We start from the raw sequence: 20,606 nt of genomic DNA, 5'->3' as shown, positions 1-20,606 counted from the left end.
ATCCTCGGAACGGACATGCGAAACTTTTCACATGAGTGCCGCCAGCCGCGCCTCCATGCGCTCGAACCGCACCGCCCTCCGTGCCCGCCGCCGCACGATCTCCCGTGTCCGGCGCCGCGCCGCCCTGGGGGCGGGTGCCGCCGCGGTCGCGCTGTTCGCGTCCGCGTGCAGCTCCGGCGGCACGTCCGGGGGCGGTGGCGACACCGGCTTCATCACCGGCTCGGACGGCATCGCGACCGTCGAGAAGGGTGACCGGGCCGCCGCGCCCGACCTCTCCGGCGACACCGTCGACGGCAAGACGCTCGACGTGAAGGACTACACCGGCAAGGTCGTCGTCCTCAACGTCTGGGGCTCCTGGTGCCCGCCCTGCCGGGCCGAGGCGAAGAACTTCGAGAAGGTCTACCAGGACGTCAAGGACGACGGCGTCCAGTTCGTCGGCATCAACACCCGTGACACCTCCACCGGTCCGGCCCGCGCCTTCGAGAAGGAGTACGGCGTCAGCTACCCGAGTCTCTACGACCCGACGGGCAAGCTGATGCTCCGCTTCGAGAAGGGCACGCTCAACCCGCAGGCCATCCCCTCCACCCTGATCATCGACCGGGACGGGAAGGTCGCGGCCCGCACGCTTCAGGCGCTGAGCGAGGAGAAGCTGCGCAAGATGCTCGACCCGGTGCTCGCGGAGAAGTGACGTGAGCGCACTCGCCGGGGCGACCGCACTCGCCGCGACCGGCTACCAGAACCTCGCCGCGACCGGTTACCAGGACCTCGCCGCGACCGGCTACAACGACACGGTGCTCAACGGCGCCCTGCTCGTCGCCCTGCCCATCGCCCTGCTCGGCGGACTCGTCTCCTTCTTCTCCCCGTGCGTCCTCCCGCTCGTCCCCGGTTACCTCTCCTACGTCACCGGAGTCACCGGCACCGACCTCGCCGAGGCCCGGCGCGGGCGGATGGTCGTCGGCGCCTCGCTGTTCGTGCTCGGCTTCACCGCCGTGTTCGTCTCCACCGGCGCCCTGTTCGGCTACTTCGGCCAGACCCTCCAGGAGAACCAGGGCGTCCTCACCAAGGTGCTCGGCGTCTTCATGATCGCCATGGGTGTCTTCTTCATGGGCCTGATGCCCTGGCTCACCCAGCGCGAGTTCCGCTTCCACCGGCGGCCGGTGACCGGACTGATCGGCGCCCCGCTGCTCGGCGCGTTGTTCGGCATCGGCTGGACGCCGTGCATCGGCCCGACCCTCTCCTCCGTGCTGATCCTCTCCTCCGAGCAGGGCAGCGCCGGCCGCGGGGCGGTCCTGACGATCGCCTACTGCCTGGGCCTCGGCCTGCCCTTCGTACTCGCCGCCGTCGCCTTCCGCCGGGCCCTCGGCGCCTTCGGCTGGATCAAGCGTCACTATGTCTGGGTGATGCGGATCGGCGGCACCATGATGATCGCGACCGGGCTGCTGCTGCTGACCGGCGTGTGGGACAGCATCGTGCAGGACATGCAGACGTGGTCCAACGGCTTCACTGTGGGGATCTGATCGATGAGCGAGACCAAGACCGGCGCGCGCGACAAGTCCGCCCCGGACGCCCCGGATGTCCCGGACACCGCTGACACCGCTGACACCCCGGACACCGAACTCGGCAGCGCCGGCCGCAGCCTCTCCACCGCGCCCCGCGAGGACACCTCCACCATGGTGGGCATCGGCGTCGTCGGCTGGGCCCGCTGGTTCTGGCGCCAGCTCACCTCGATGCGGGTCGCGCTGCTGCTGCTCCTGCTGCTGTCGCTCGCCGCGATCCCCGGCTCGCTGATCCCGCAGACCGGCGTCGACGCCACCCTCGTCGACGACTTCCGCGTCCGCCACGAGACCCTCGCGCCGATCTACGACAAGCTCGGCATGTTCCACGTCTACAGCTCGGTGTGGTTCTCCGCGATCTACATCCTGCTGTTCGTCTCCCTCATCGGCTGTATCGTCCCGCGCACCTGGCAGTTCGTCGGCCAGCTGCGCAGCCGCCCGCCGGGCGCCCCGGGGCGGCTGACCCGGCTGCCCGCCTACACCACCTGGCGCACCGACGCCGAGCCGGAGCAGGTCCGCGAGGACGCGCTCGGACTGCTCAGGCGCGGCCGGTTCCGCGCCCATGTCGTTGACGACGCGGTCGCCGCCGAGAAGGGCTTTGTGCGCGAGGTCGGCAACCTCGTCTTCCACATCGCGCTCGTGGTGATGCTGATCGCCTTCGCCTGGGGCCAGCTGTTCAAGTCCGAGGGCAACAAGCTGATCCTGGAGGGCGACGGCTTCTCCAACACCCTCACGCAGTACGACGACTTCAAGTCCGGCAACCTCTTCACGCAGGACGACCTGGACTCGTTCAGCTTCACCCTGAAGGACTTCCGCGGCACCTACGAGCCGACCGGCCCCAACCGCGGCACACCCCGGGTCTACGAGGCGACGCTCAAGTACAGCGTCGGCGCGTACGGCAAGGAGAAGACCGTCAAGGTCGAGGTCAACAAGCCGCTGGAGATCGGCAACACCAAGGTCTACCTCGCCAGCCACGGCTACGCCCCGATCGTCACGGTCCGCGACGCCAAGGGGAATGTCGTGATGGACAAGGAGGCCGTGGCGCTGCTGCCGCTCGACGGCAACGTCACCTCCTCCGGCGCCATCAAGGTCATGGACGGCTACCGCAACGCGAAGGGCGAGAAGGAACAGCTCGGCTTCAACGCCTTCTTCGTGCCCACCTTCGCGGGCGAGGGCAACGGCACGATGCTCTCCCAGTTCCCCGCGCTGATCGACCCGCGGCTCGCGCTGTCCGCGTACCACGGCGACCTCGGTGTGGACGCGGGCATCCCGCAGAGCATCTACCAGCTCGACAAGACCAACATGAAGGAGTTCAAGGACTCCGAGGGCAAGCTGTTCAAGCAGCGGCTCAAGGTCGGCGACACCATGCAGCTGCCGAACGGGGCCGGCTCGGTCACCTTCGACGGCGTCAAGGAGTGGGCCGGCTTCCAGATCGCCCAGCAGCCCGCGAGCGGCTGGGCCCTGGGCGGGGCGATCGCCGCGATCTTCGGCCTCGCCGGCTCCCTGTTCGTCCAGCGCCGCCGGGTGTGGGTGCGGGCCGTGCGCGGTGCCGACGGCGTCACCGTCGTCGAGATGGCCGGACTCGGCCGCAGCGAGTCCGCGAAGGTGCCGGAGGAACTCGGCCGGCTCGCCGACGCGCTCTACGACAAGGCGCCGGGCGCTCCCGACGCGGAAGACCCACCCCAACCCGTTCCCGACTCCAGCGACTCCGCCGTACCTGCCGAAGGGGCTGAGAAGTGACTCTCGCCGCCGCCAACGAGAATCTCGCGAACATCAGCAACACGCTGATCTACTCCGCGATGGCCGTCTACACCCTCGCCTTCTTCGCCTACATCGCGGAGTGGCTCTTCGGCAGTCGCAGCAAGGTCGGCCGCACCGCCGCCGCGCTCACCGCCGACACCTCCGCCGCGGCCGGCGGGTCCGGGAACCGGCCCGCCGTCACCGTCCGCAAGGCCGGCGGCACCGCCGTACTGGAACGCCCCGCGGCCGAGACCGGGAACAAGGCCGAGTCCGGGGCCGCGTCCGATCAGCGGCCCAAGGTCGTGGTGCGGGCCGCGTCCGGGACGCGTGACGTGCCCGACGGGCCCGGCGCGCACGGCGGCAGCGAGAAGGGCGACCTCTACGGGCGTATCGCCATCTCGCTCACCGTCGTCGCCTTCCTCGTGGAGTTCGGCGGGGTGCTCGCGCGGGCGCTGTCCGTGGAGCGGGCGCCGTGGGGCAACATGTACGAGTTCAACCTCACCTTCTCCACCGTGGCCGTCGGGGTGTACCTGCTGCTGCTCGCGCTGAAGAAGAACGTGCGCTGGCTGGGCCTGTTCCTGATCACCTCGGTCCTCCTCGACCTCGGTCTCGCCGTCACCGTCTTGTACACCGCCAGCGACCAGTTGGTTCCCGCCCTGCACTCGTACTGGCTGTACATCCACGTCTCCACGGCGATCCTGTGCGGCGCGGTCTTCTACGTCGGCGCGGTCACCACGATCCTGTACCTCTTCCGGGACTCCCACGAGGCCAAGCTGGCGCGCGGCGAGGAGGCCGGCCGGTTCGCCAACTCGTTCCTGAGCCGGCTGCCCGCCGCCGCCTCGCTCGACAAGTTCGCCTACCGCGTCAACGCCGCCGTCTTCCCGCTGTGGACGTTCACGATCATCGCGGGCGCGATCTGGGCCGGCGACGCCTGGGGCCGCTACTGGGGCTGGGACCCCAAGGAGACCTGGTCCTTCATCACCTGGGTCGCCTACGCCTGCTATCTGCACGCCCGCGCCACGGCCGGCTGGAAGGGCCGCAAGGCCGCCTACATCGCGCTGGCCGCCTTCGGCTGCTGGCTGTTCAACTACTACGGCGTCAACATCTTCGTCTCCGGCAAGCACTCCTACGCCGACGTCGGTCTCGGCGCCCTTCAGGCGGTCGGTTTCTGATCACACGGCCTCAGTCGACCGTGATCGAGTCCAGCTTCTCCCGCAGATAGGCGTGCGAGTCGACCGGCTCGTACGCCACCCGCCCCACCGGTGCCGGCACCGACTCCACCCGGGTCCCTGGTGTGCACTCACCGAAGTACACCAGGGACATCAGCTCCTCAGCGGGCGCGTCCGCGGGCGGCGGCAGCACCCGGTGCCGGCCCGAACGCCACCGGTCGCCGGTCCAGCGGGCCATCAGATCACCGATGTTGATGGTCAGGGCCGCCGGATCGTACGGCGCGTCCTCCCAGCCGCCGTCCTCCGTCCACACCTGCAACCCGCCCCGGCCCGCCTGCCGGTCCAGGATCGTCACCGTGCCGAAGTCGGTGTGCGGGCCGATCCGGAACTGCCCCGGCTCGGGCTCGCCCAGCACCGCGCGCCCCGGGTACCAGTTGATGTTGAACCCGTACGTCGGGTGGTCCATGTGCCGGGTGAAGAAGTCCGCTTCGAGCCCCAGCGCGTCCCCGAGCAGGGTGAGCAGCCGGTTCTCCAGCTCGGCCATCCGCGTCAGGTACTCCTCGCACAGCGCGCGCAGTTCCGGCGTCTCGGCGGGCCACACGTTCGGCGCGTACCACTCGGCGTCGACGGCCGGATCCGCGAACGGCTCGCGCGTCGCGAACGTCAGCGACTCCTTCAGGTCCGGCGGGGTCTCGGTGCCCTCCGCGTACCCGTTGGCCTCCGCGCCGGGCCCGAGCCAGCCGCGCCCGCCGACCTTCGCCTCGTAGACCCGCTTCACCTCGGCGGGCAGTACGAAGAAGGCGCGCGCCGCCCGCCGGATCCCGTCCCGCAGCGCCGGATCGACTCCGTGCCCGGTGACCAGCAGGAACCCGGCGGTCTGCAAAGCCCGGTCGACGGTCCGGGCCACCCGGGCCCGCGCGTCCGCGTCACCGGTCAGCCACGGCCGCAGATCGATCGTCGGAACACGGGGCTGGGGCGTCCGGGGCTCACTCACCGATGTCCTCGTTCCACAGGTCGGGGTGGTTCTCGACGAAGTCGCGCATCAGCGCCACACACGCGGGGTCGTCCAACAGCACGATCTCCACACCGTGTTCGGCCAGCCAGTCGTGTCCGCCGGTGAAGGTGACCGCCTCGCCGACCACCACCCGGGAGATGCCGAACTGCCGGACCAGACCGGAGCAGTACCAGCACGGCGACAGCGTGGTCACCATCGTCGTGCCCCGGTACGTCCGCTGCCGCCCCGCCGCGCGGAAGGCCGCCGTCTCCGCGTGCGTCGACGGGTCGCCGTCCTGCACCCGCCGGTTGTGCCCACGCCCGAGGAGGGTTCCGTCGGGCCCGTAGAGCGCGGCACCGATCGGGATCCCGCCCTCGGCGAGCCCGGCCCGCGCCTCGGCGAGCGCGGTTCCGAGCCACGCACGGGCACGGTCGGTGTCGAGCGGTAGCTGATCCATACGTTCATGCTGAGGCCGCCCGCCGAGGACGGCAACGCACACGTGCGCGGGGCCCCCGAAACCCCGCTCGGTGATCTCTGTACCCTGAGCCGATCACCGCCGCGTCAGCGGCAGTTGGGCCTGCCGAAAGGAACTGTTCATGAGCGCCCCCGCGCCGGCTCTGGAGGAGCTGCGCCAGGTCTGCCAGCCGCAGGCGAAGCTGGCCAGCCGCAACGGCGAGCACTGGGCGGGCCGGCTCTACATGCGCCGCGTCTCGCTGCGGCTGACCCGGCATCTGGTCCGCACGCCCGTCACCCCGGACCAGCTGACCTGGACGATGGTGTGGTGCGGCATCGCGTCCGGCGCCGCGCTGCTGATCCCGGGCCTCACCGGTGCCGTACTGGCCGTGGTGCTGATGCAGTTGTTCCTGCTCTTCGACTGCGTGGACGGCGAGGTCGCCCGCTGGAAGGGGCAGAACAGCGCGGCCGGCATCTACGTCGACCGGCTCGGCGCCTACCTCGCCGACGCGGCCCTGATGATCGGCATCGGCTTCCGGGCCGCCGGGTCCGGGTTCGACGGCTGGGTGTCACTGGGGCTCGCGACCGCGCTCGGTGTGGTGCTGCTGAAGGCGTCGACGGACCTGGTGGACGTGGCGCGCGCCCGGCGCGGGCTCGCGGTCGCCGACGACGAGGCCACCCGCCCGCGCTCGGAAGGTGTGGCCACGGCCCGCAGACTCGCCGCCGCGTTCAAGCTGCACCGGGTGACCAACGGCATCGAGGCCTCCCTCGTGCTGCTGGCCGCCGCGGTCGTCGACGTGGCGCTCGGCGGCCTGGACGCGACCCGCTGGGCGCTGGTCGGGATCGCCGCGATCACCTGGGTGATGGTCCCGGCCCATCTGCTGTCGATCCTGTCGTCGTCGCGCCTGCGCTGACGTCCGCGGCCGTTCCGGCGGCGAGGTCCGTGCCGGCCGCGAGGTCCGTGCCCGCGTCCAGGTAGGCGTGCAGGGCGCCCGCGCCCTCCAGCATGGCCCGGGAACGGGCCGTCAGGGCCTCGCCCCGCGCGGCGATCGCCGCCCGCAGCGCCGCACTCGACCCCTCGCGCCGCAGCCCTTCGAGCACCGGCCGGATCTGGTCGAAGAGCTGATGCCCCTGGCGCAGTGTCCGCACGATCCGGGCGTCGCGGACATCGACCGGGGCATAGCTGCGATGCCCGGTGACCGGCTCGCGCCCCGGTGTGAGCAGCCCGGCCGCCTCCCACACCCGCAGCGCCGACGTCCGTACGCCGAGCAGCGCGGCCACCTCGCCGATCCGCAGCCGGGAGCGGGGCAGCGCGGGCGGCGGCGACTCGGCGAGGGCCCCGATCGCCTCGCCGGTGGCGCGCAGCGCCGTCCGCTCCTCGTGCAGCGCGGCGTGCGCGGCGTCCACCAGCGCCAGCGCGCCCGGTACGTCGCCGGCGTGCACGGTCCGCATCACGGCGGGCGCGGTCACCGGCCCGTACCCCTTCAGCAGCGTGCGGAAGGTCAGCAGGGCCCGCCGGTGCCGGTCCCCGAACATCCGGTAGCCGGACTCCGTGCGCCCCGCGGGTGGCAGTACACCCGCGTCCTCGTAGTTGCGGATCTGCTGGGTCGACAGGCCGGTCAGCCGGGCGAGGTCGACGGGGCGCAGCCGGGTGCGGTGGTTGTCTTCGGTCATCGGGAGGAAGCGTGCCACCGGTGCGAACGAACCGGGCGCGCGGCCCGTCCCCGTACCGACCCAACCGGACGGAGGGGACGATGAGGCACCGACCGAACTCCCGCAGGACCCTTGCCCTGAGCTGTGCCGCGCTGGCGCTGGCCGCGCTGCCGGGGTGCCGTACGCAGAACGCCGGAGTGGAGTTCGCCCCGGCCACCGAACCGTCGGAGCAGTGCGTCGGCAGCCGGCCCGCCGGGAGCCTGCCCGGCCGCGACGCCGCCGACGCGGAGGGCGATCCCGCCTTCCCGACGTACGTCCACATCGACACCACGCTCCGCGAGCGCCACAGCGACGTCTACACCGGTGTGGAGGCCGGCGACGACGTGACGGTCCTGGACGTGTACCGGATCCCGTCCGCCGCGTTCGACAAGGACGTGTGCGGTTCCGCCGAGAAGGGGGTGACCGTGCGGCTGCACAACACCGACATCAACCGGGAGCGGCTCGAAGCGCTTGCCGAGCGGGTCACCGACGAGTCGGACCGGTGGGAGAGCACGTTCCGGATCGCGTCGATCGGCGCCGACGCGAAGGGCTATGTGCTCGTCGGCGTGGACGAGCCGCACCTCGCTCTGCCCGTCCTGGAGCGGGAGTTCGGGGCGGGGCACATCAGGGTGGAGCGCGAGGAACGGGCGTCGCTGCTGACCGGGTGACCGGGGGACGGGGTGACCGGGGGACGGGTGACCTGGGGGACGGGTGACCGCTTCCGGCCTTCCGGCGACTGTGCCGGTCAGGAACCCTTGGGGTCCTCGCCCCGGTCCTTCTCCTCGTCGCCCGTGTGGTCCTTGTTCTCGTCCGACAGGGACTTCAGGAACTCGGGGTTGTCGTCGGGCGCGACGAACCGCGCGCGTCCGCCGCCGGCCCGCACCCCCGACCAGCCCTCGGCCGCCGGTGACCGCTTCTTGCCCGCGATCAGCCAGGAGATCGAGCCGACCAACGGGAACACCAGCACGAGAATCGCCCACAACGGCTTGGGCATGTGCCGGATGTCCTCGTCCTTCGTGCTGATGCAGTCGATGAAGGTGTAGATGCTCAGCGCCAGCGGCACCAGGAACATCAGCAGCCTGAGCATGAGCGACAGCCTCCCGCGACGAGATGGAGGGCGGCCGTGACCGGCCCCGTGAGAGGGCCAGCGTAACGGCTCGGGGATACTGGACCCCATGGCTTACGACGATCTTCGCTCCCTGCTCAGGGCACTGGAGCGCGAGGGTGACCTGAAGCGCGTGAAGGTGGAGGTCGACCCGTATCTGGAGGTCGGGGAGATCGTCGACCGGGTGCAGAAGGCCGGCGGCCCCGCGCTGCTCTTCGAGAACGTGAAGGGCGCCTCGATGCCCCTCGCCATGAACGTCTTCGGGACCGACCGGCGCCTGCTCATGGCCCTCGGACTGAAGTCGTACGGCGAGATCAGCGGGAAGATCGGCGGGCTGCTGCGGCCCGAGCTGCCGCACGGGTTCGTCGGTGTCCGCGAGGCGTTCGGCAAGCTCGGCGCGATGACCCACGTACCGCCGAAGAAGGTCAAGGACGCGCCGGTGCAGGAGGTCGTGCTGCACGGCGACGACGTGGACCTGGACCAGCTGCCCGCGCTGTTCACCTGGCCGGGGGACGGCGGCTCGTTCTTCAACCTGGGGCTGACGCACACCAAGGACCCCGAGTCGGGCATCCGCAACCTCGGGCTGTACCGGCTCCAGCGCCACGACCGGCGGACCATCGGTATGCACTGGCAGATCCACAAGGACAGCCGCAACCACTACCAGGTGGCGGCCCGGCGCGGCGAGAAGCTGCCCGTCGCGATCGCCTTCGGCTGCCCGCCCGCCGTGACGTACGCGTCCACCGCGCCGCTCCCCGGCGACATCGACGAATATCTGTTCGCCGGGTTCCTCGCGGGGAAGCGGACCGAGATGGTCGACTGCAAGACCGTGCCGCTCCAGGTGCCGGCGCAGGCGGAGGTCGTCCTTGAGGGGTGGCTGGAGCCGGGCGAGATGCTGCCGGAGGGGCCGTTCGGCGACCACACCGGCTTCTACACGCCGCAGGAGCCGTTCCCGGCGCTGAAGATCGACTGTGTGACGATGCGGAAGCGTCCGCTGCTCCAGTCCATCGTGGTCGGGCGCCCCCCGACGGAGGACGGCCCCCTGGGCCGCGCCACCGAACGCTTCTTCCTGCCCCTGCTCAAGATCATCGTGCCGGACATCGTGGACTACCACCTGCCCGAGGCCGGCGGCTTCCACAACTGCGCGATCGTCTCGATCGACAAGAAGTACCCCAAGCACGCGCAGAAGGTGATGCACGCGGTCTGGGGCGCGCACATGATGTCCCTGACCAAGCTGATCGTGGTCGTCGACTCCGACTGCGACGTGCACGATCTGCACGAGGTCGCGTGGCGGGCCCTCGGCAACACCGACTACGCCCGTGACCTCTCGGTCGTCGAAGGTCCCGTCGACCATCTCGACCATGCCTCCTACCAGCAGTTCTGGGGCGGCAAGGCGGGTATCGACGCGACGAGGAAGTGGCCCGAGGAGGGCTACACGCGGGACGGCGGATGGCCCGAGATGGTGCTGTCCGACCCGGAGACGGCGGCGACGGTCGACCGCCGGTGGAAGGAGTACGGCCTGTGAGCAGCGCTTCCGCCGCGATCCCGCAGCCAGGACGCACGAAGGCGTTCCTGCGTCTGGTGATGATCGAGCACTCGGTCTTCGCGCTCCCCTTCGCCTACATCGCCGCGCTGACCGCGATGTTCCAGACCGACCGGAACATCCACTGGGGCCGGCTGCTGCTGGTGACGTTCTGCATGGTCGGCCTGCGCACCTTCGCGATGGCCGTGAACCGGATCATCGACCGCGAGATCGACGCGCGGAACCCGCGGACCGCCCACCGCGAACTGGTGACGGGCGCGATGTCCGTCCGCCACGCCTGGACGGGCGCCCTGGTCGCCCTGGTGGTCTTCCTGGGCTCGGCGGCCCTGCTGAACCCCCTGTGCCTGGCCCTCGCCCCCATCGCCGTGATCCCGATGGTCGTCTATCCCTACGGCAAGCGGTTCACGAACTTCCCGCAGGCCATCCTCGGTATCGCCCAGGCCATGGGCCCGATCGGCGGCTGGCTGGCGATCACCGGCGAGTGGTCCTGGGACGCGGTCATCCTGGGCCTCGCCGTCGGCATCTGGATCGGCGGCTTCGACCTGATCTACGCCTGCCAGGACGTCGACACCGACCGGAGGATCGGCGTGATGTCGGTCCCGGCCCGCTTCGGCATCCCGGCGGCGATCTGGGGCGCGAGGATCTGCCACACCATCACCACCGCGCTGTTCGTCTGGTACGCGGTGGAGACCGGCGCCGGCGCCTTCTTCTGGACCGGCCTGCTGATCGTCGCGGGCGCGTTCGTCTACGAGCACACCATCGTCCGCCCCCACGACCTGTCCCGCGTGAACCGAGCCTTCTTCAGTGTCAACGGCTTCATCGGCATCGCCCTGTTCCTCTGCGCCCTCCTGGACCTGATGGTGCGGGGGCTGACGGTCTGAACGCGGGGGTCTGCGTGCCGGTTGAGCGCGGGTGGTCTGCGTGCCGGCGGAACGCGGGTGGTCTGCGTTCCGGCTGAACGCGGCTGGTCTGCGTGCCGGGAGGTCTGTGCATCGGCGGTCTGCGCGCCGCCGGGGGTGGCATGCGCGCGGGGTGACATGCGCGCGGGGCGGCGTGCGCGCAGGGTGGCGTGCGCGCGGGGTGGCGTGCGTGCCGGGGGCGATCAGGTGCCGCCCGGCCAAGCATGCGCCCCGGGATCCGGCCCGGGACACGCGACCCCGGACGCGCGGGCTCGGGCGCGCGGGCTCGGGCGCGTGGGCCCGGGCGGGCTACGCGCCGGGTATCCGCTCGCGCCCCCGCCTGCGCAGCAGGAACGCCGCTGCCACGCCCGCTATGAGGCCGATCAGGTGGCCCTGCCAGCTGATGCCTGTCTGGGTGGGGGCCAGGCCCGCGAGGATGGAGCCGCCCCAGATCGCGGCTATCAGCAGGCCGGCCAGGATGCCCAGCGGGCGGCGCTCGACGAAGCCGGTGACCAGGAGGTAGCCGAACAGGCCGAAGATCAGGCCCGAGGCGCCGGCCGTGTTGGTGCCGGACGGGGCGACCAGCCAGACGCCCAGCCCGTCGGCCACGATGATCAGCGCGCTGACGGCGAGGAACCGGCGGATCCCGCCGAGCGCGGCCAGGAAGCCGAGGACCAGCAACGGCACGGTGTTCGCCATGAGATGGCCGAAGCCGAAGTGGATGAACGACGCCGGGACGATGTCGACCAGGTCCGACGGGTCGCGCGGCACGATGCCGAAGCCGTCCAGCTCGTGGCCGGTGGCGACGTCGACGATCTCCAGCACCCAGAGCAGCGCCACCCAGGCCAGCATCAGTCTGGCCGCCGCCCACACCCGGCCCGTACGCCAACCGTCCGCGCCCGCGCCGGTGCGCCGTCCGACGCCCGCTCCAGGACGCGACCCGAAGCCTGATCCAGGACGTGATCCGAAGCCCGATCCGAAGTCCGACATGGCAACCCCCGAGGCTGATTCGTCACTTGATGCAACGCCCCGGACCCCTTGACCGGTTCCCACCCGGCCGGGCCGGATATTGCCACCCCGTCAAGGCGGATAGGCTCGGTCCCGTGAACCCAGCCAAGCCAGGAGAGACGCCCCGTACGCCTTGGATCGTGGGGGTGTCCGGAGCTTCCGGCACCCCATACGCCGCCGCCGTACTCCGTGCGCTCCTCACGGCCGGCGAGAGCGTCGACCTGGTGGTGTCCCGGGCCTCCCGGCTCACCCTGCTCGACGAGACGGGCATCTCCTTCCGGGACGGCCACTGGCAGGACGACCTGCGGGAATGGCTCTCCCGCGGAGCCGACGGCAAGCCGGACTCCTACACCGTGGACCTGACCGGGGTCCGGTACTGGAGCGCCGGGGACCTGGCGGCCGGGCCCTCCTCGGGCTCGTACCGCACCAAGGGCATGCTGATCGTGCCCGCGTCGACGGCGTCCGTCGCCGGTGTCGCCCTCGGCCTCTCCAAGGATCTGCTGCAACGCGCCGCGAGCGTCACCCTCAAGGAGGGCCGCCCGCTGGTCGTCGCCGTGCGTGAGACCCCGCTCGGCGGGCAGACCCTGCGCCACCTGGTCACCCTGGACGACGCGGGAGCCGCCGTCGTACCGACCTCGCCCGCCTTCTACGCGGGAGCCACGCACATCCAGGACCTGGTGGACTTCGTGGCCGGCCGGGTCCTCGACGCGGCGGGCGTCACCCACACGCTCTACCGCCGTTGGCACGGCGAACTCGGCGGCGGCTCCGGCACGGACTGACCCCGCCGCCGGACGCACACATACGCCGGATGCACACATACAGACGTATACGCACGTATCGACACGCACCCCCCTCATCCGTCAGACCTCTTCAGCGGAAGGCTTCGATCGCATGGACGCCGTGGACAGGCAGCTCATCCAGGCACTGAGGGAGAACGGCCGGGCCTCCTACGCGGAGCTGGGCCGCCTCGTCGGCCTGTCGGGCCCCAGCGTCACCGACCGGATCAACCGGCTGGAGGCGGCCGGTGTGATCACCGGCTACCGGGCCACCGTGGACTCCGCCTCGCTCGGACTCGGTGTCATCGCGCTGATCGGCATCTCGCTCTCCGACGCCGCCGACCACGAGGACGTGGCCCTCAGACTCAAGGAGCTCCAGGAGATCGAGGACTGCTGGTTCATCGCGGGTGACGACTCCTTCATGCTCAAGGTGCGCGCCACCGACGTGGACGGCCTGGAGAAGATCATCCGGCGGCTCAGCGGCACCAAGGGTGTCTCCCGGACCCGTACCACCATCGTGCTCTCCACCAAGTGGGAGAACCGGGTCGGGGAACTGCCCGAAGAGGTGTGAGCGGGGTGGGCGTACGGTGGGTTCGGAATTCTGAGAGAGGTGTGGGTATGGACGTCGGACTCAAGCGCGAGCTGGAGCAGAAGGTCCGTTCCGGTGAGCGGCTGACCCGCGAGGACGGCGTCGCGCTGTACGAGTCGGACGACCTGGCCTGGCTCGGCGGCCTCGCGCACGAGGTGCGGACCCGGAAGAACGGCGACGTGGTCCACTTCAACGTCAACCGCCACCTCAACATGACGAATGTGTGCACGGCGTCCTGCGCCTACTGCTCGTTCCAGCGCAAGCCGGGCGAGAAGGACGCGTACACGATGCGGATCGAGGAGGCGGTGAAGCTCGCGAAGGAGATGGAGTCGGAGCATCTCACCGAGCTGCACATCGTCAACGGTCTGCACCCGAACCTGCCGTGGCGCTATTACCCGCGCTCCCTGCGCGAGCTGAAGTCCGCCCTGCCGGACGTCTCGCTGAAGGCGTTCACGGCGACGGAGATCCACCACTTCGAGACCATCTCCGGGCTCAGCGCGTCCGAGATCCTGGACGAGCTGATCGACGCGGGTCTCGAGTCGCTCACCGGTGGTGGCGCGGAGATCTTCGACTGGGAGGTGAGGCAGCACATCGTCGACCACAACACCCACTGGGAGGACTGGTCGCGGATTCACCGTCTCGCCCACGAGAAGGGTCTGAAGACGCCGGCCACGATGTTGTACGGCCATATCGAGGAGCCGCGGCACCGGGTGGACCATGTGCTCCGCCTCCGTGAACTCCAGGACGAGACCGGCGGGTTCCAGGTCTTCATCCCGCTGCGGTACCAGCACGACTTCGTGGACGTGAAGGACGGCAAGGTCCGTAACCGGCTTCAGGCGCGGACGCAGATGGCTACGCCGATGGAGGCGCTGAAGACGTTCGCGGTGTCGCGGCTGCTGTTCGACAACGTGCCGCACGTGAAGGTGTTCTGGGTGATGCACGGGGTGCAGACGGCTCAACTGGCGTTGCAGCACGGGGCGGACGACATGGATGGGTCGGTCGTGGAGTACAAGATCACGCACGACGCGGACAACTACGGTACGCCGAGCAAGCTGACCCGTGAGGACCTGCTGGACCTGATCCGCGACGCCGGGTTCCGTCCCGTGGAGCGGAACACCCGCTACGACATCCTCCGCGAACACCCGGGCCCGGACGCGACGCTGAGGGAATCCCCCCAACCCATGCGCCTCTGACTCCGTCCGGGTGGGTGGCCGATCGCGCAGTTCCCCGCGCCCCTGGGGTGGATGCGGTCGGTTTCCGTCTGCGGCCGGGTGGGTGGCTGGTCGCGCAGTTCCCCGCGCCCCTGGGTGGGCGATGCCTCGGCTGGTTGTGAAGCGCCGACACCTTGCGAGACGCGGAACCTGTCCAACCTAAGGGGCGCGGGGAACTGCGCGACCAGCCCTCACGGACCCGCACCCGAAGTCGTACCCAGGGGCGCGGGGAACTGCGCGAACGGCCCCCACGGACCCGCACCCGAAGTCGTACCCCCAGGGGCGCGGGGAACTGCGCGAACAACCCCCACGGACCCGCACCTGTCCCCGGCGTAATGGCTACAATTCCCCCGTGTCCCTTACCTTTACCCTGGACCCCCCGGTCGACCCCGCCCTGCGCGACGGGATCCTCGATCTGTGGGCGGACGTCACCAACGCCGGTGGAGCCGTCGGCCACGTCCCGCCGGTGACGCGAGAAGAGATACGCCCAGACCTGGTGGGCCAACTCGCCGCGATGGCAGACGGCACCAGACGCCTACTCGTGGGCCACGACGCCCAGGGCCAAGTCGCCGCCACCGCGTTCCTCGCCTTCAACTCCCACCGCCTGATGACCCACTGGCTCTGGCTGTACACGGTGATGGTCCACCCCCGCCACCAGGGCAAGGGCTACGGCCGAGACCTCCTCACCGCAGCCGAACAGGCCGCCCGCACTCTCGACGGCATCGAGGCGATCCGCCTCACCTGCCGAGGCGGCCTCGGCCTGGAACGCTTCTACGCCTCCTGCGGCTACAAGGAAGTCGGCCGCATCCCCGCCGCGATCCGCGTGGCCCCCGGCGACGACCGCGACGACGTCATCATGCTGCTGCCGCTGAACTGAGCACCCGGACACCCCCCTCCAAGATCGGACATCCGGCATGCTTCACTGGACGGTGTCCCTACGGAAGACTGGATTGAGATGCTCCGCTACACACTGATGCGCCTCGGGATCTTCGTGGGCTGCCTCGTGGTCGTCTGGGGCCTCGTCTACTCCGGCATCGCCCCGCGCGGCCTCGGCGACTCCAACGGCATGTGGATCGCGCTGCTCGCCCTGGTCCTCTCCGCACCGATCAGCTTCGTCGCGCTGCGCAAGGAGCGGGACCGCGCCTCGGTCGGGATCGTGACGAAGGTCGACCGGATGAAGGCCAACCTGGAGGCCAACCGCAGCCAGGAGGACGTCGCCGACGACGCCGCACGCGCGCAGGGCCAGACGTCGTAGCCCACACCCCGCTCGCACCTCAAGCGCCCCGCTTTCCCGGGGCGCTTTGCTTTATGCCGATCTTGGGCGTGGCCTACCTCTCAAACCCAGGCTTTGAGATCCCCAAAGCTTGAGTGTTACGGTCTGGACATGATGTCCGCAGCTACGTCCGCCATGCCTCCGAGCACTCCGCTCGTCGAGCGCCTGCACGTGGACCTCTGTCGCTGCGCCTCCGCGAGCTGTCCGAGCTGTCCGAGCCGTCTGAGCTGTCGACTCTGACGTTCCCGCGGTCCCGTATCTCCGCGTCTCCCCGCATCAGTTCGCCGCGCCGGCCCTTCGGATAACTCCCGGCGCCGGTTTCCCCGTCCCCCGCGTATCCGCGCATCCCTGATGGAGCATGTCCGTGTCCGTGCGCACAAATCACCTCAAGCTGCCCTTCTGGGCGCAGATACTCGTCGGCCTCGTGCTCGGCGTCGTACTCGGCTGGCTCGCCAGAACCGGTGACGTGTCGTGGCTCGTCACCACGCTGGAGAAGATCGGCGACATCTTCATCGGCCTGCTGAAGCTGGCCGTCGCCCCGCTCGTCTTCTTCGCGATCCTGGTCTCGATCACCAACCTGCGGAAGGTCAACAACGCGGCCCGCCTGGCCTCCCGCACCCTCCTCTGGTTCATGATCACCTCGCTGATCGCGGTGGCCATCGGCATCACGATCGGCCTGGTCACCAACCCCGGCGCCGGTACCGGCCTCACCCCCGAGGACGGCGCCAAGCCGCAGACCACCGGCTCCTGGATCGACTTCCTGACCGGCATCGTGCCGACCGACGTCATCACGCCGTTCACCGAACTCAACGTGCTCCAGATCGTGTTCATGGCCGCCGTCGCCGGCATCGCCGCGCTCCAGCTCGGCGAGAAGGCCCAGCCGATCCTCACCCTGAGCGAGTCCGTCCTCGAACTCCTCCAGAAGGCCCTGTGGTGGGTCATCCGGCTGGCCCCGCTCGGCACGGTCGGCCTGATCGGCAACGCCATCGCCACCTACGGCTGGGACCTGCTCGGCAAGTACGCCACGTTCACCGCGGACATCTACGTCGGCTGCGCGATCGTCCTGTTCGTGGTCTACCCGGTGCTGCTCGCGACCGTCGCCAAGCTCAACCCGCTCCAGTTCTTCAAGGGCGCCTGGCCCGCGCTCCAGCTGGCCTTCGTCTCCCGCTCCTCGGTCGGCACCATGCCGCTGACCCAGAAGGTCACCGAACGGCTCGGTGTGCCCAAGGAGTACGCGTCCTTCGCGGTGCCGTTCGGTGCGACGACGAAGATGGACGGCTGCGCCGCGATCTACCCGGCGATCGCCGCGATCTTCGTGGCGCAGATCTTCGACATCCAACTGGGCGTCGGCGACTACCTGCTGATCGCGTTCGTCTCGGTCGTCGGCTCCGCCGCCACGGCCGGCCTCACCGGCGCGACGGTCATGCTGACGCTGACCCTGTCCACGCTGGGCCTGCCCATGGAGGGCGTCGGCCTGCTCCTCGCCATCGACCCGATCCTCGACATGATGCGCACCGCCACCAACGTGGCCGGCCAGATCGTCGCCCCGGTCATCGTCGCCGCCCGCGAGAAGATCCTCGACCGTGACGCGTACGACCACGCGCTCAGCTCCCCGATCGACGACCAGCGTGACGAGCCCCGTGACAAGGCCCGCCCGGTTCCCGTCCCCGCCTGACACCTTCCGCCCCGAAGGTGATCCCGGGCCCCCGTTCCTCGACGGAACGGGGGCCCGGATCGTTGGCAGGCCGGATCCGGACCGTACGTCCTTGATTGCGATTGCCAATCGGAATGGTCCGTACCTAGCTATTGACGGTCCTTCGTCCCACCCCTTAGATCGGGAGGCGTCCCTTCAATCCCCCCACACAGCCGGTGTCCCGTGCGACGGGGCGCCGCACGGAAGGGAGACTCGTGACGTCTTCACGATTTCTCCGCAGGTGTTTGCTGGCAGCGCTGTCCGTCACCATGGTCGGCTCGGCCGCGGTCGCCGTCCCCCCATCCGCGCAGGCCGAGACGGCCGGCGCGCAGGCGGTGACGTTCTCCGACTACTTCGACGGGGCGGCCGGTTCGGCGGTCAACGGCTCGAAGTGGCAGATCGAGACCGGCGACAACGTCAACAACCATGAGCGCCAGATGTACACGGCCGGCAACGCCAACGCCGCGCTCAACGGGCAGGGCCAGCTGGTGATCACGGCCCGCCGGGAGAACCCGGCGAACTACCAGTGCTGGTACGGCCGGTGCGAGTACACCTCGGCCCGGCTGAACACCGCCGGGAAGTTCACCGCGCAGTACGGGCACGTCGAGGCGCGGATGAAGATACCGCGCGGCCAGGGCATGTGGCCCGCGTTCTGGATGCTCGGCAACGACCTCGGCCAGGTCGGCTGGCCCGCCTCCGGCGAGATCGACATCATGGAGAACGTCGGCTTCGAGCCCTCCACCGTCCACGGTACGATCCACGGCCCCAACTACTCGGGATCCGGCGGCATCGGCGCGGGCTACACCCTGCCGGGCGGGCAGGCCTTCGCCGACGCGTTCCACACCTTCGCCGTCGACTGGTCGCCCAACCAGATCACCTGGTCCGTGGACGGCAACGTCTACCAGACCCGCACCCCCGCCGACCTCGGCGGCCGCCAGTGGGTCTTCAACAAGCCCTTCTTCATCATCCTCAACCTCGCGGTCGGCGGCTACTGGCCCGGCGACCCCAACAGCTCCACGGTCTTCCCCCAACAACTAGTGGTAGACCACGTCACAGTCACCACAAGCTAGCCCCCCACCCCTCAACCCCGGCTGCGCCGCCATCCGACGGCGGGACGGGCGGCGCAGCCGCCGTCCCGCCAGGGGCGCGGGGAACTGCGCGATCGGCCCCCACCGGACCCGCACCCGACCCCCACCCCAAGTCCCCCCGCTCCCACCAGGTTCAGCCGGTCAAGGCGGAACGTAGGGTAAGACGTATGGGTGCCGTGAAGACCAAGCGGATGCCGCGCGCCGTCCGTGAGCAGCAGATGCTGGACGCCGCCGTGCAGATCTTCGGGCAGCGTGGATACATGGCCGCGTCGATGGACGACATAGCCGAACTGGCCGGAGTCTCCAAGCCGTTGGTCTACCTCTACCTCAACTCGAAGGAAGAGCTCTTCACCGCCTGCATCCGCCGCGAGGCCACCGCACTCACCGAGGCGGTCGTGGCCGCAGCCCGCACCGACCTGCCCGCCGACCGGCAACTCTGGGAAGGGCTGCTGGCGTTCTTCACCCACACCGCCCGCAACCCCGACGGCTGGGCCGTACTGCACCTCCAGGCCCGCACGCACGGCGAGGCCTTCCGCGAAGAGATCACCTCGCTCCGCGCCGAGATCGTGGCGTTCGTGACGGAGCTGATAGCCGTCGCCGCACGTGACGCCCACCCCGACCCCGACCTCGTCGACCGCGAGGTCGCCGGCCTCGCGGAGGCCCTCGTCGGCGCCGCCGAGGCCCTCGCCGCCTGGGCCAACGACACCCCCGGCGTCACGGCCCGCCAGGCCGCCGGCACCCTGATGAACTTCGCCTGGACCGGCCTCGGCGACCTCATGGCGGGCCGCTCCTGGTCACCCCCGCCCGCCTGACGGGGCCCTCCTCCCCAACCCCCGTCCAGGTGCCCCACGTATCGCTCCCGGTCACCGCCTCCCGCCCGGCGCGACCCCCTCCACACTCCCGGCCAGGTGCAGTTTCCCGTCCCTGCCGCGCAGTTCGAACCGGTCGCCCTCCGCCGCGTACTCCACCACCCCCGGCAGCAGCACCGGCGCCCTGAACTCCGCCCGTACCCGCACCGCGTCGGGTGTGCCGTGCGCCGCGAGCGCCCGGGCCACCGTCCACATGCCGTGCGCGATCGCCCGCGGGAAGCCGAACAGCCGGGCGGTGAGCGGGTGGAGGTGGATGGGGTTGTGGTCGCCGGAGACGGTCGCGTACCGACGGCCCACGTCCCCGGCCAGCTGCCACTCCGCCCGGGCGGGCAGCACGGGGCGCGCATCCGGCGCTTCCCCTCGCGCCGCCGCCGTCCCCGTCCGGTGCCGCGCCAGGAACGTACTCACCGATTCCCATACAACGGCCCCGCCCTCCCGCAGCTCCGTCACCACCCGCGCCTCCGTCCCCCGCCGGTGCGGGGACAACCCCGCGACCCGCACGGCGAGTTCGTAGCGCGCGTCGAGGCGGAGCGGGGTGTGCCGGGTGATGTCGATCGACGTGTGGACCAGGCCGAGGAGCGGGAGCGGGAAGCGGCGGTCGCTCATCAGACGGAGGGCCGCCGGGAAACCGAGGACATGCGGATACGTGACCGGCAGGGCGTCCGCGCCGGTCGGGAAGCCGCACACCCGCTCGTACGCGGTCAGGTGTGAGAGGTCGAGGCGGGGGAGGGGCAGGACCAGCCGGGTGCGGGGGAAGGCGGCGTCGGGGCGGGGGCGTTTGAAGGGGGAGAGGAGCGCGCCCCGGGCGAGCAGCGGAGGCAGGGCGGGAGCGGCGGGCAGCACGGTCGTCGTGGGGCCGGCGGAATCCGTCACGCGGTCGACCATCAACGACTCCCCACCTCGGTGACCTGCAAACATGACACTGACTCAGGAGTAATGTTACCGCAGGTAACG

The 20,606-nt window shown here is 70.3% G+C and carries 22 protein-coding genes and 1 pseudogene; 17 read left to right on the top strand and 6 right to left on the bottom strand.

What is annotated here, in order from left to right; all coding sequences use genetic code 11:
• The first annotated feature begins 31 nt into the window (after window positions 1-31).
• The 4 genes from ACIQAC_RS14295 (at window position 32) to ccsB (ending at window position 4,465) form a co-directional block, all read left to right on the top strand.
• On the top strand, window positions 32-688 hold the full coding sequence (locus ACIQAC_RS14295; protein WP_402190400.1) for a TlpA family protein disulfide reductase: 657 nt from the start codon (window positions 32-34) through the stop codon (window positions 686-688).
• Window positions 689-791: 103 nt separating this feature from the next.
• On the top strand, window positions 792-1,517 hold the full coding sequence (locus ACIQAC_RS14290; RefSeq protein ID WP_402190744.1) for a cytochrome c biogenesis CcdA family protein: 726 nt from the start codon (window positions 792-794) through the stop codon (window positions 1,515-1,517).
• A 3-nt stretch (window positions 1,518-1,520) separates the two neighbouring features.
• Window positions 1,521-3,293 (top strand): cytochrome c biogenesis protein ResB, encoded by a 1,773-nt coding sequence (locus ACIQAC_RS14285; protein WP_402190398.1) that lies wholly within the window; start codon window positions 1,521-1,523, stop codon window positions 3,291-3,293.
• Complete coding sequence (ccsB, locus tag ACIQAC_RS14280; RefSeq protein ID WP_402190395.1) at window positions 3,290-4,465, top strand: c-type cytochrome biogenesis protein CcsB; 1,176 nt, start codon at window positions 3,290-3,292, stop codon at window positions 4,463-4,465. Before ACIQAC_RS14285 ends, ccsB begins: the two co-directional genes overlap by 4 nt.
• 10 nt (window positions 4,466-4,475) lie before the next feature.
• Here ccsB and ACIQAC_RS14275 read toward each other — a convergent pair whose 3' ends face one another.
• Both ACIQAC_RS14275 and ACIQAC_RS14270 read right to left on the bottom strand, forming a co-directional pair.
• A complete protein-coding gene (locus tag ACIQAC_RS14275) occupies window positions 4,476-5,456 on the bottom strand; it encodes an isopenicillin N synthase family dioxygenase (RefSeq protein WP_402190393.1) in 981 nt (326 codons plus the stop codon).
• Window positions 5,449-5,913 (bottom strand): nucleoside deaminase, encoded by a 465-nt coding sequence (locus ACIQAC_RS14270; RefSeq protein WP_402190391.1) that lies wholly within the window; start codon window positions 5,911-5,913, stop codon window positions 5,449-5,451. Before ACIQAC_RS14270 ends, ACIQAC_RS14275 begins: the two co-directional genes overlap by 8 nt.
• Before the next feature lie 139 nt (window positions 5,914-6,052).
• Between ACIQAC_RS14270 and ACIQAC_RS14265 the strand changes: the two genes are divergently transcribed.
• Window positions 6,053-6,823, top strand: a complete 771-nt coding sequence (locus tag ACIQAC_RS14265; RefSeq protein ID WP_402190388.1) for a CDP-alcohol phosphatidyltransferase family protein — start codon at window positions 6,053-6,055, stop codon at window positions 6,821-6,823.
• Here the strand turns inward: ACIQAC_RS14265 and ACIQAC_RS14260 are convergent.
• Window positions 6,762-7,583, bottom strand: a complete 822-nt coding sequence (locus ACIQAC_RS14260; protein ID WP_402190386.1) for a MerR family transcriptional regulator — start codon at window positions 7,581-7,583, stop codon at window positions 6,762-6,764. The two genes, ACIQAC_RS14265 and ACIQAC_RS14260, sit on opposite strands and share 62 nt — an antisense overlap.
• An 80-nt stretch (window positions 7,584-7,663) precedes the next feature.
• Here ACIQAC_RS14260 and ACIQAC_RS14255 point away from each other — a divergent pair, with 80 nt between their 5' ends.
• A complete protein-coding gene (locus ACIQAC_RS14255) occupies window positions 7,664-8,269 on the top strand; it encodes a hypothetical protein (RefSeq protein ID WP_402190383.1) in 606 nt (201 codons plus the stop codon).
• 77 nt (window positions 8,270-8,346) lie between these two features.
• Here the strand turns inward: ACIQAC_RS14255 and ACIQAC_RS14250 are convergent, their stop codons facing one another.
• Window positions 8,347-8,688: a PLD nuclease N-terminal domain-containing protein gene (locus ACIQAC_RS14250; RefSeq protein ID WP_402190381.1), complete on the bottom strand. Its 342-nt coding sequence runs from the start codon at window positions 8,686-8,688 to the stop codon at window positions 8,347-8,349.
• Window positions 8,689-8,776: 88 nt separating this feature from the next.
• On the opposite strand from ACIQAC_RS14250, the gene ACIQAC_RS14245 reads away from it, so the two are divergent.
• Window positions 8,777-10,228 (top strand): menaquinone biosynthesis decarboxylase, encoded by a 1,452-nt coding sequence (locus ACIQAC_RS14245; RefSeq protein ID WP_402190379.1) that lies wholly within the window; start codon window positions 8,777-8,779, stop codon window positions 10,226-10,228.
• Window positions 10,225-11,127, top strand: a complete 903-nt coding sequence (gene mqnP, locus ACIQAC_RS14240) for a menaquinone biosynthesis prenyltransferase MqnP (RefSeq protein WP_402190376.1) — start codon at window positions 10,225-10,227, stop codon at window positions 11,125-11,127. The genes ACIQAC_RS14245 and mqnP overlap by 4 nt, the downstream gene beginning before the upstream one ends.
• Before the next feature lie 327 nt (window positions 11,128-11,454).
• Here mqnP and ACIQAC_RS14235 read toward each other — a convergent pair whose 3' ends face one another.
• Window positions 11,455-11,997: a rhomboid family intramembrane serine protease gene (locus ACIQAC_RS14235; protein ID WP_402190742.1), complete on the bottom strand. Its 543-nt coding sequence runs from the start codon at window positions 11,995-11,997 to the stop codon at window positions 11,455-11,457.
• 251 nt (window positions 11,998-12,248) lie between these two features.
• Here ACIQAC_RS14235 and ACIQAC_RS14230 point away from each other — a divergent pair, with 251 nt between their 5' ends.
• The 9 genes and pseudogenes from ACIQAC_RS14230 to ACIQAC_RS14190 all read left to right on the top strand — a co-directional run bounded on the left by ACIQAC_RS14230 (window position 12,249) and on the right by ACIQAC_RS14190 (window position 19,595).
• The gene (locus ACIQAC_RS14230) at window positions 12,249-12,932 is read left to right on the top strand and encodes a UbiX family flavin prenyltransferase (RefSeq protein WP_402190374.1); all 684 of its coding nucleotides are present in this window, start codon (window positions 12,249-12,251) and stop codon (window positions 12,930-12,932) included.
• Between the two features lie 112 nt (window positions 12,933-13,044).
• The gene (locus tag ACIQAC_RS14225; RefSeq protein WP_402190371.1) at window positions 13,045-13,500 is read left to right on the top strand and encodes an Lrp/AsnC family transcriptional regulator; all 456 of its coding nucleotides are present in this window, start codon (window positions 13,045-13,047) and stop codon (window positions 13,498-13,500) included.
• 47 nt (window positions 13,501-13,547) lie between these two features.
• Window positions 13,548-14,711 (top strand): aminofutalosine synthase MqnE, encoded by a 1,164-nt coding sequence (gene mqnE, locus ACIQAC_RS14220; RefSeq protein WP_402190370.1) that lies wholly within the window; start codon window positions 13,548-13,550, stop codon window positions 14,709-14,711.
• Between the two features lie 370 nt (window positions 14,712-15,081).
• Window positions 15,082-15,606: a GNAT family N-acetyltransferase gene (locus ACIQAC_RS14215; protein WP_402190367.1), complete on the top strand. Its 525-nt coding sequence runs from the start codon at window positions 15,082-15,084 to the stop codon at window positions 15,604-15,606.
• Window positions 15,607-15,684: 78 nt separating this feature from the next.
• Window positions 15,685-15,984 carry a DUF4229 domain-containing protein gene (locus tag ACIQAC_RS14210; protein WP_402190365.1) on the top strand — a complete coding sequence of 100 codons (300 nt, stop codon included), beginning with the start codon at window positions 15,685-15,687 and terminating at the stop codon, window positions 15,982-15,984.
• 129 nt (window positions 15,985-16,113) lie between these two features.
• Window positions 16,114-16,242 carry a putative leader peptide gene (locus ACIQAC_RS14205; protein ID WP_402190363.1) on the top strand — a complete coding sequence of 43 codons (129 nt, stop codon included), beginning with the start codon at window positions 16,114-16,116 and terminating at the stop codon, window positions 16,240-16,242.
• Window positions 16,243-16,360: 118 nt separating this feature from the next.
• Window positions 16,361-17,677 (top strand): dicarboxylate/amino acid:cation symporter, encoded by a 1,317-nt coding sequence (locus ACIQAC_RS14200; protein WP_402190361.1) that lies wholly within the window; start codon window positions 16,361-16,363, stop codon window positions 17,675-17,677.
• A gap of 287 nt (window positions 17,678-17,964) precedes the next feature.
• A pseudogene (locus ACIQAC_RS14195) lies at window positions 17,965-18,762 on the top strand (family 16 glycosylhydrolase); the annotation flags it as partial.
• A 188-nt stretch (window positions 18,763-18,950) separates the two neighbouring features.
• Window positions 18,951-19,595, top strand: a complete 645-nt coding sequence (locus ACIQAC_RS14190) for a TetR/AcrR family transcriptional regulator (protein ID WP_402190360.1) — start codon at window positions 18,951-18,953, stop codon at window positions 19,593-19,595.
• 51 nt (window positions 19,596-19,646) lie between these two features.
• Here the strand turns inward: ACIQAC_RS14190 and ACIQAC_RS14185 are convergent, their stop codons facing one another.
• A complete protein-coding gene (locus tag ACIQAC_RS14185; RefSeq protein WP_402190359.1) occupies window positions 19,647-20,525 on the bottom strand; it encodes a MaoC family dehydratase in 879 nt (292 codons plus the stop codon).
• Window positions 20,526-20,606 lie beyond the last annotated feature (81 nt).

This window comes from Streptomyces sp. NPDC088387, from assembly GCF_044753385.1.
Lineage (GTDB): Bacteria > Actinomycetota > Actinomycetes > Streptomycetales > Streptomycetaceae > Streptomyces.
Note: the sequence above shows the minus strand (reverse complement) of the source record. Positions and strands in the feature narration are given on the sequence as shown.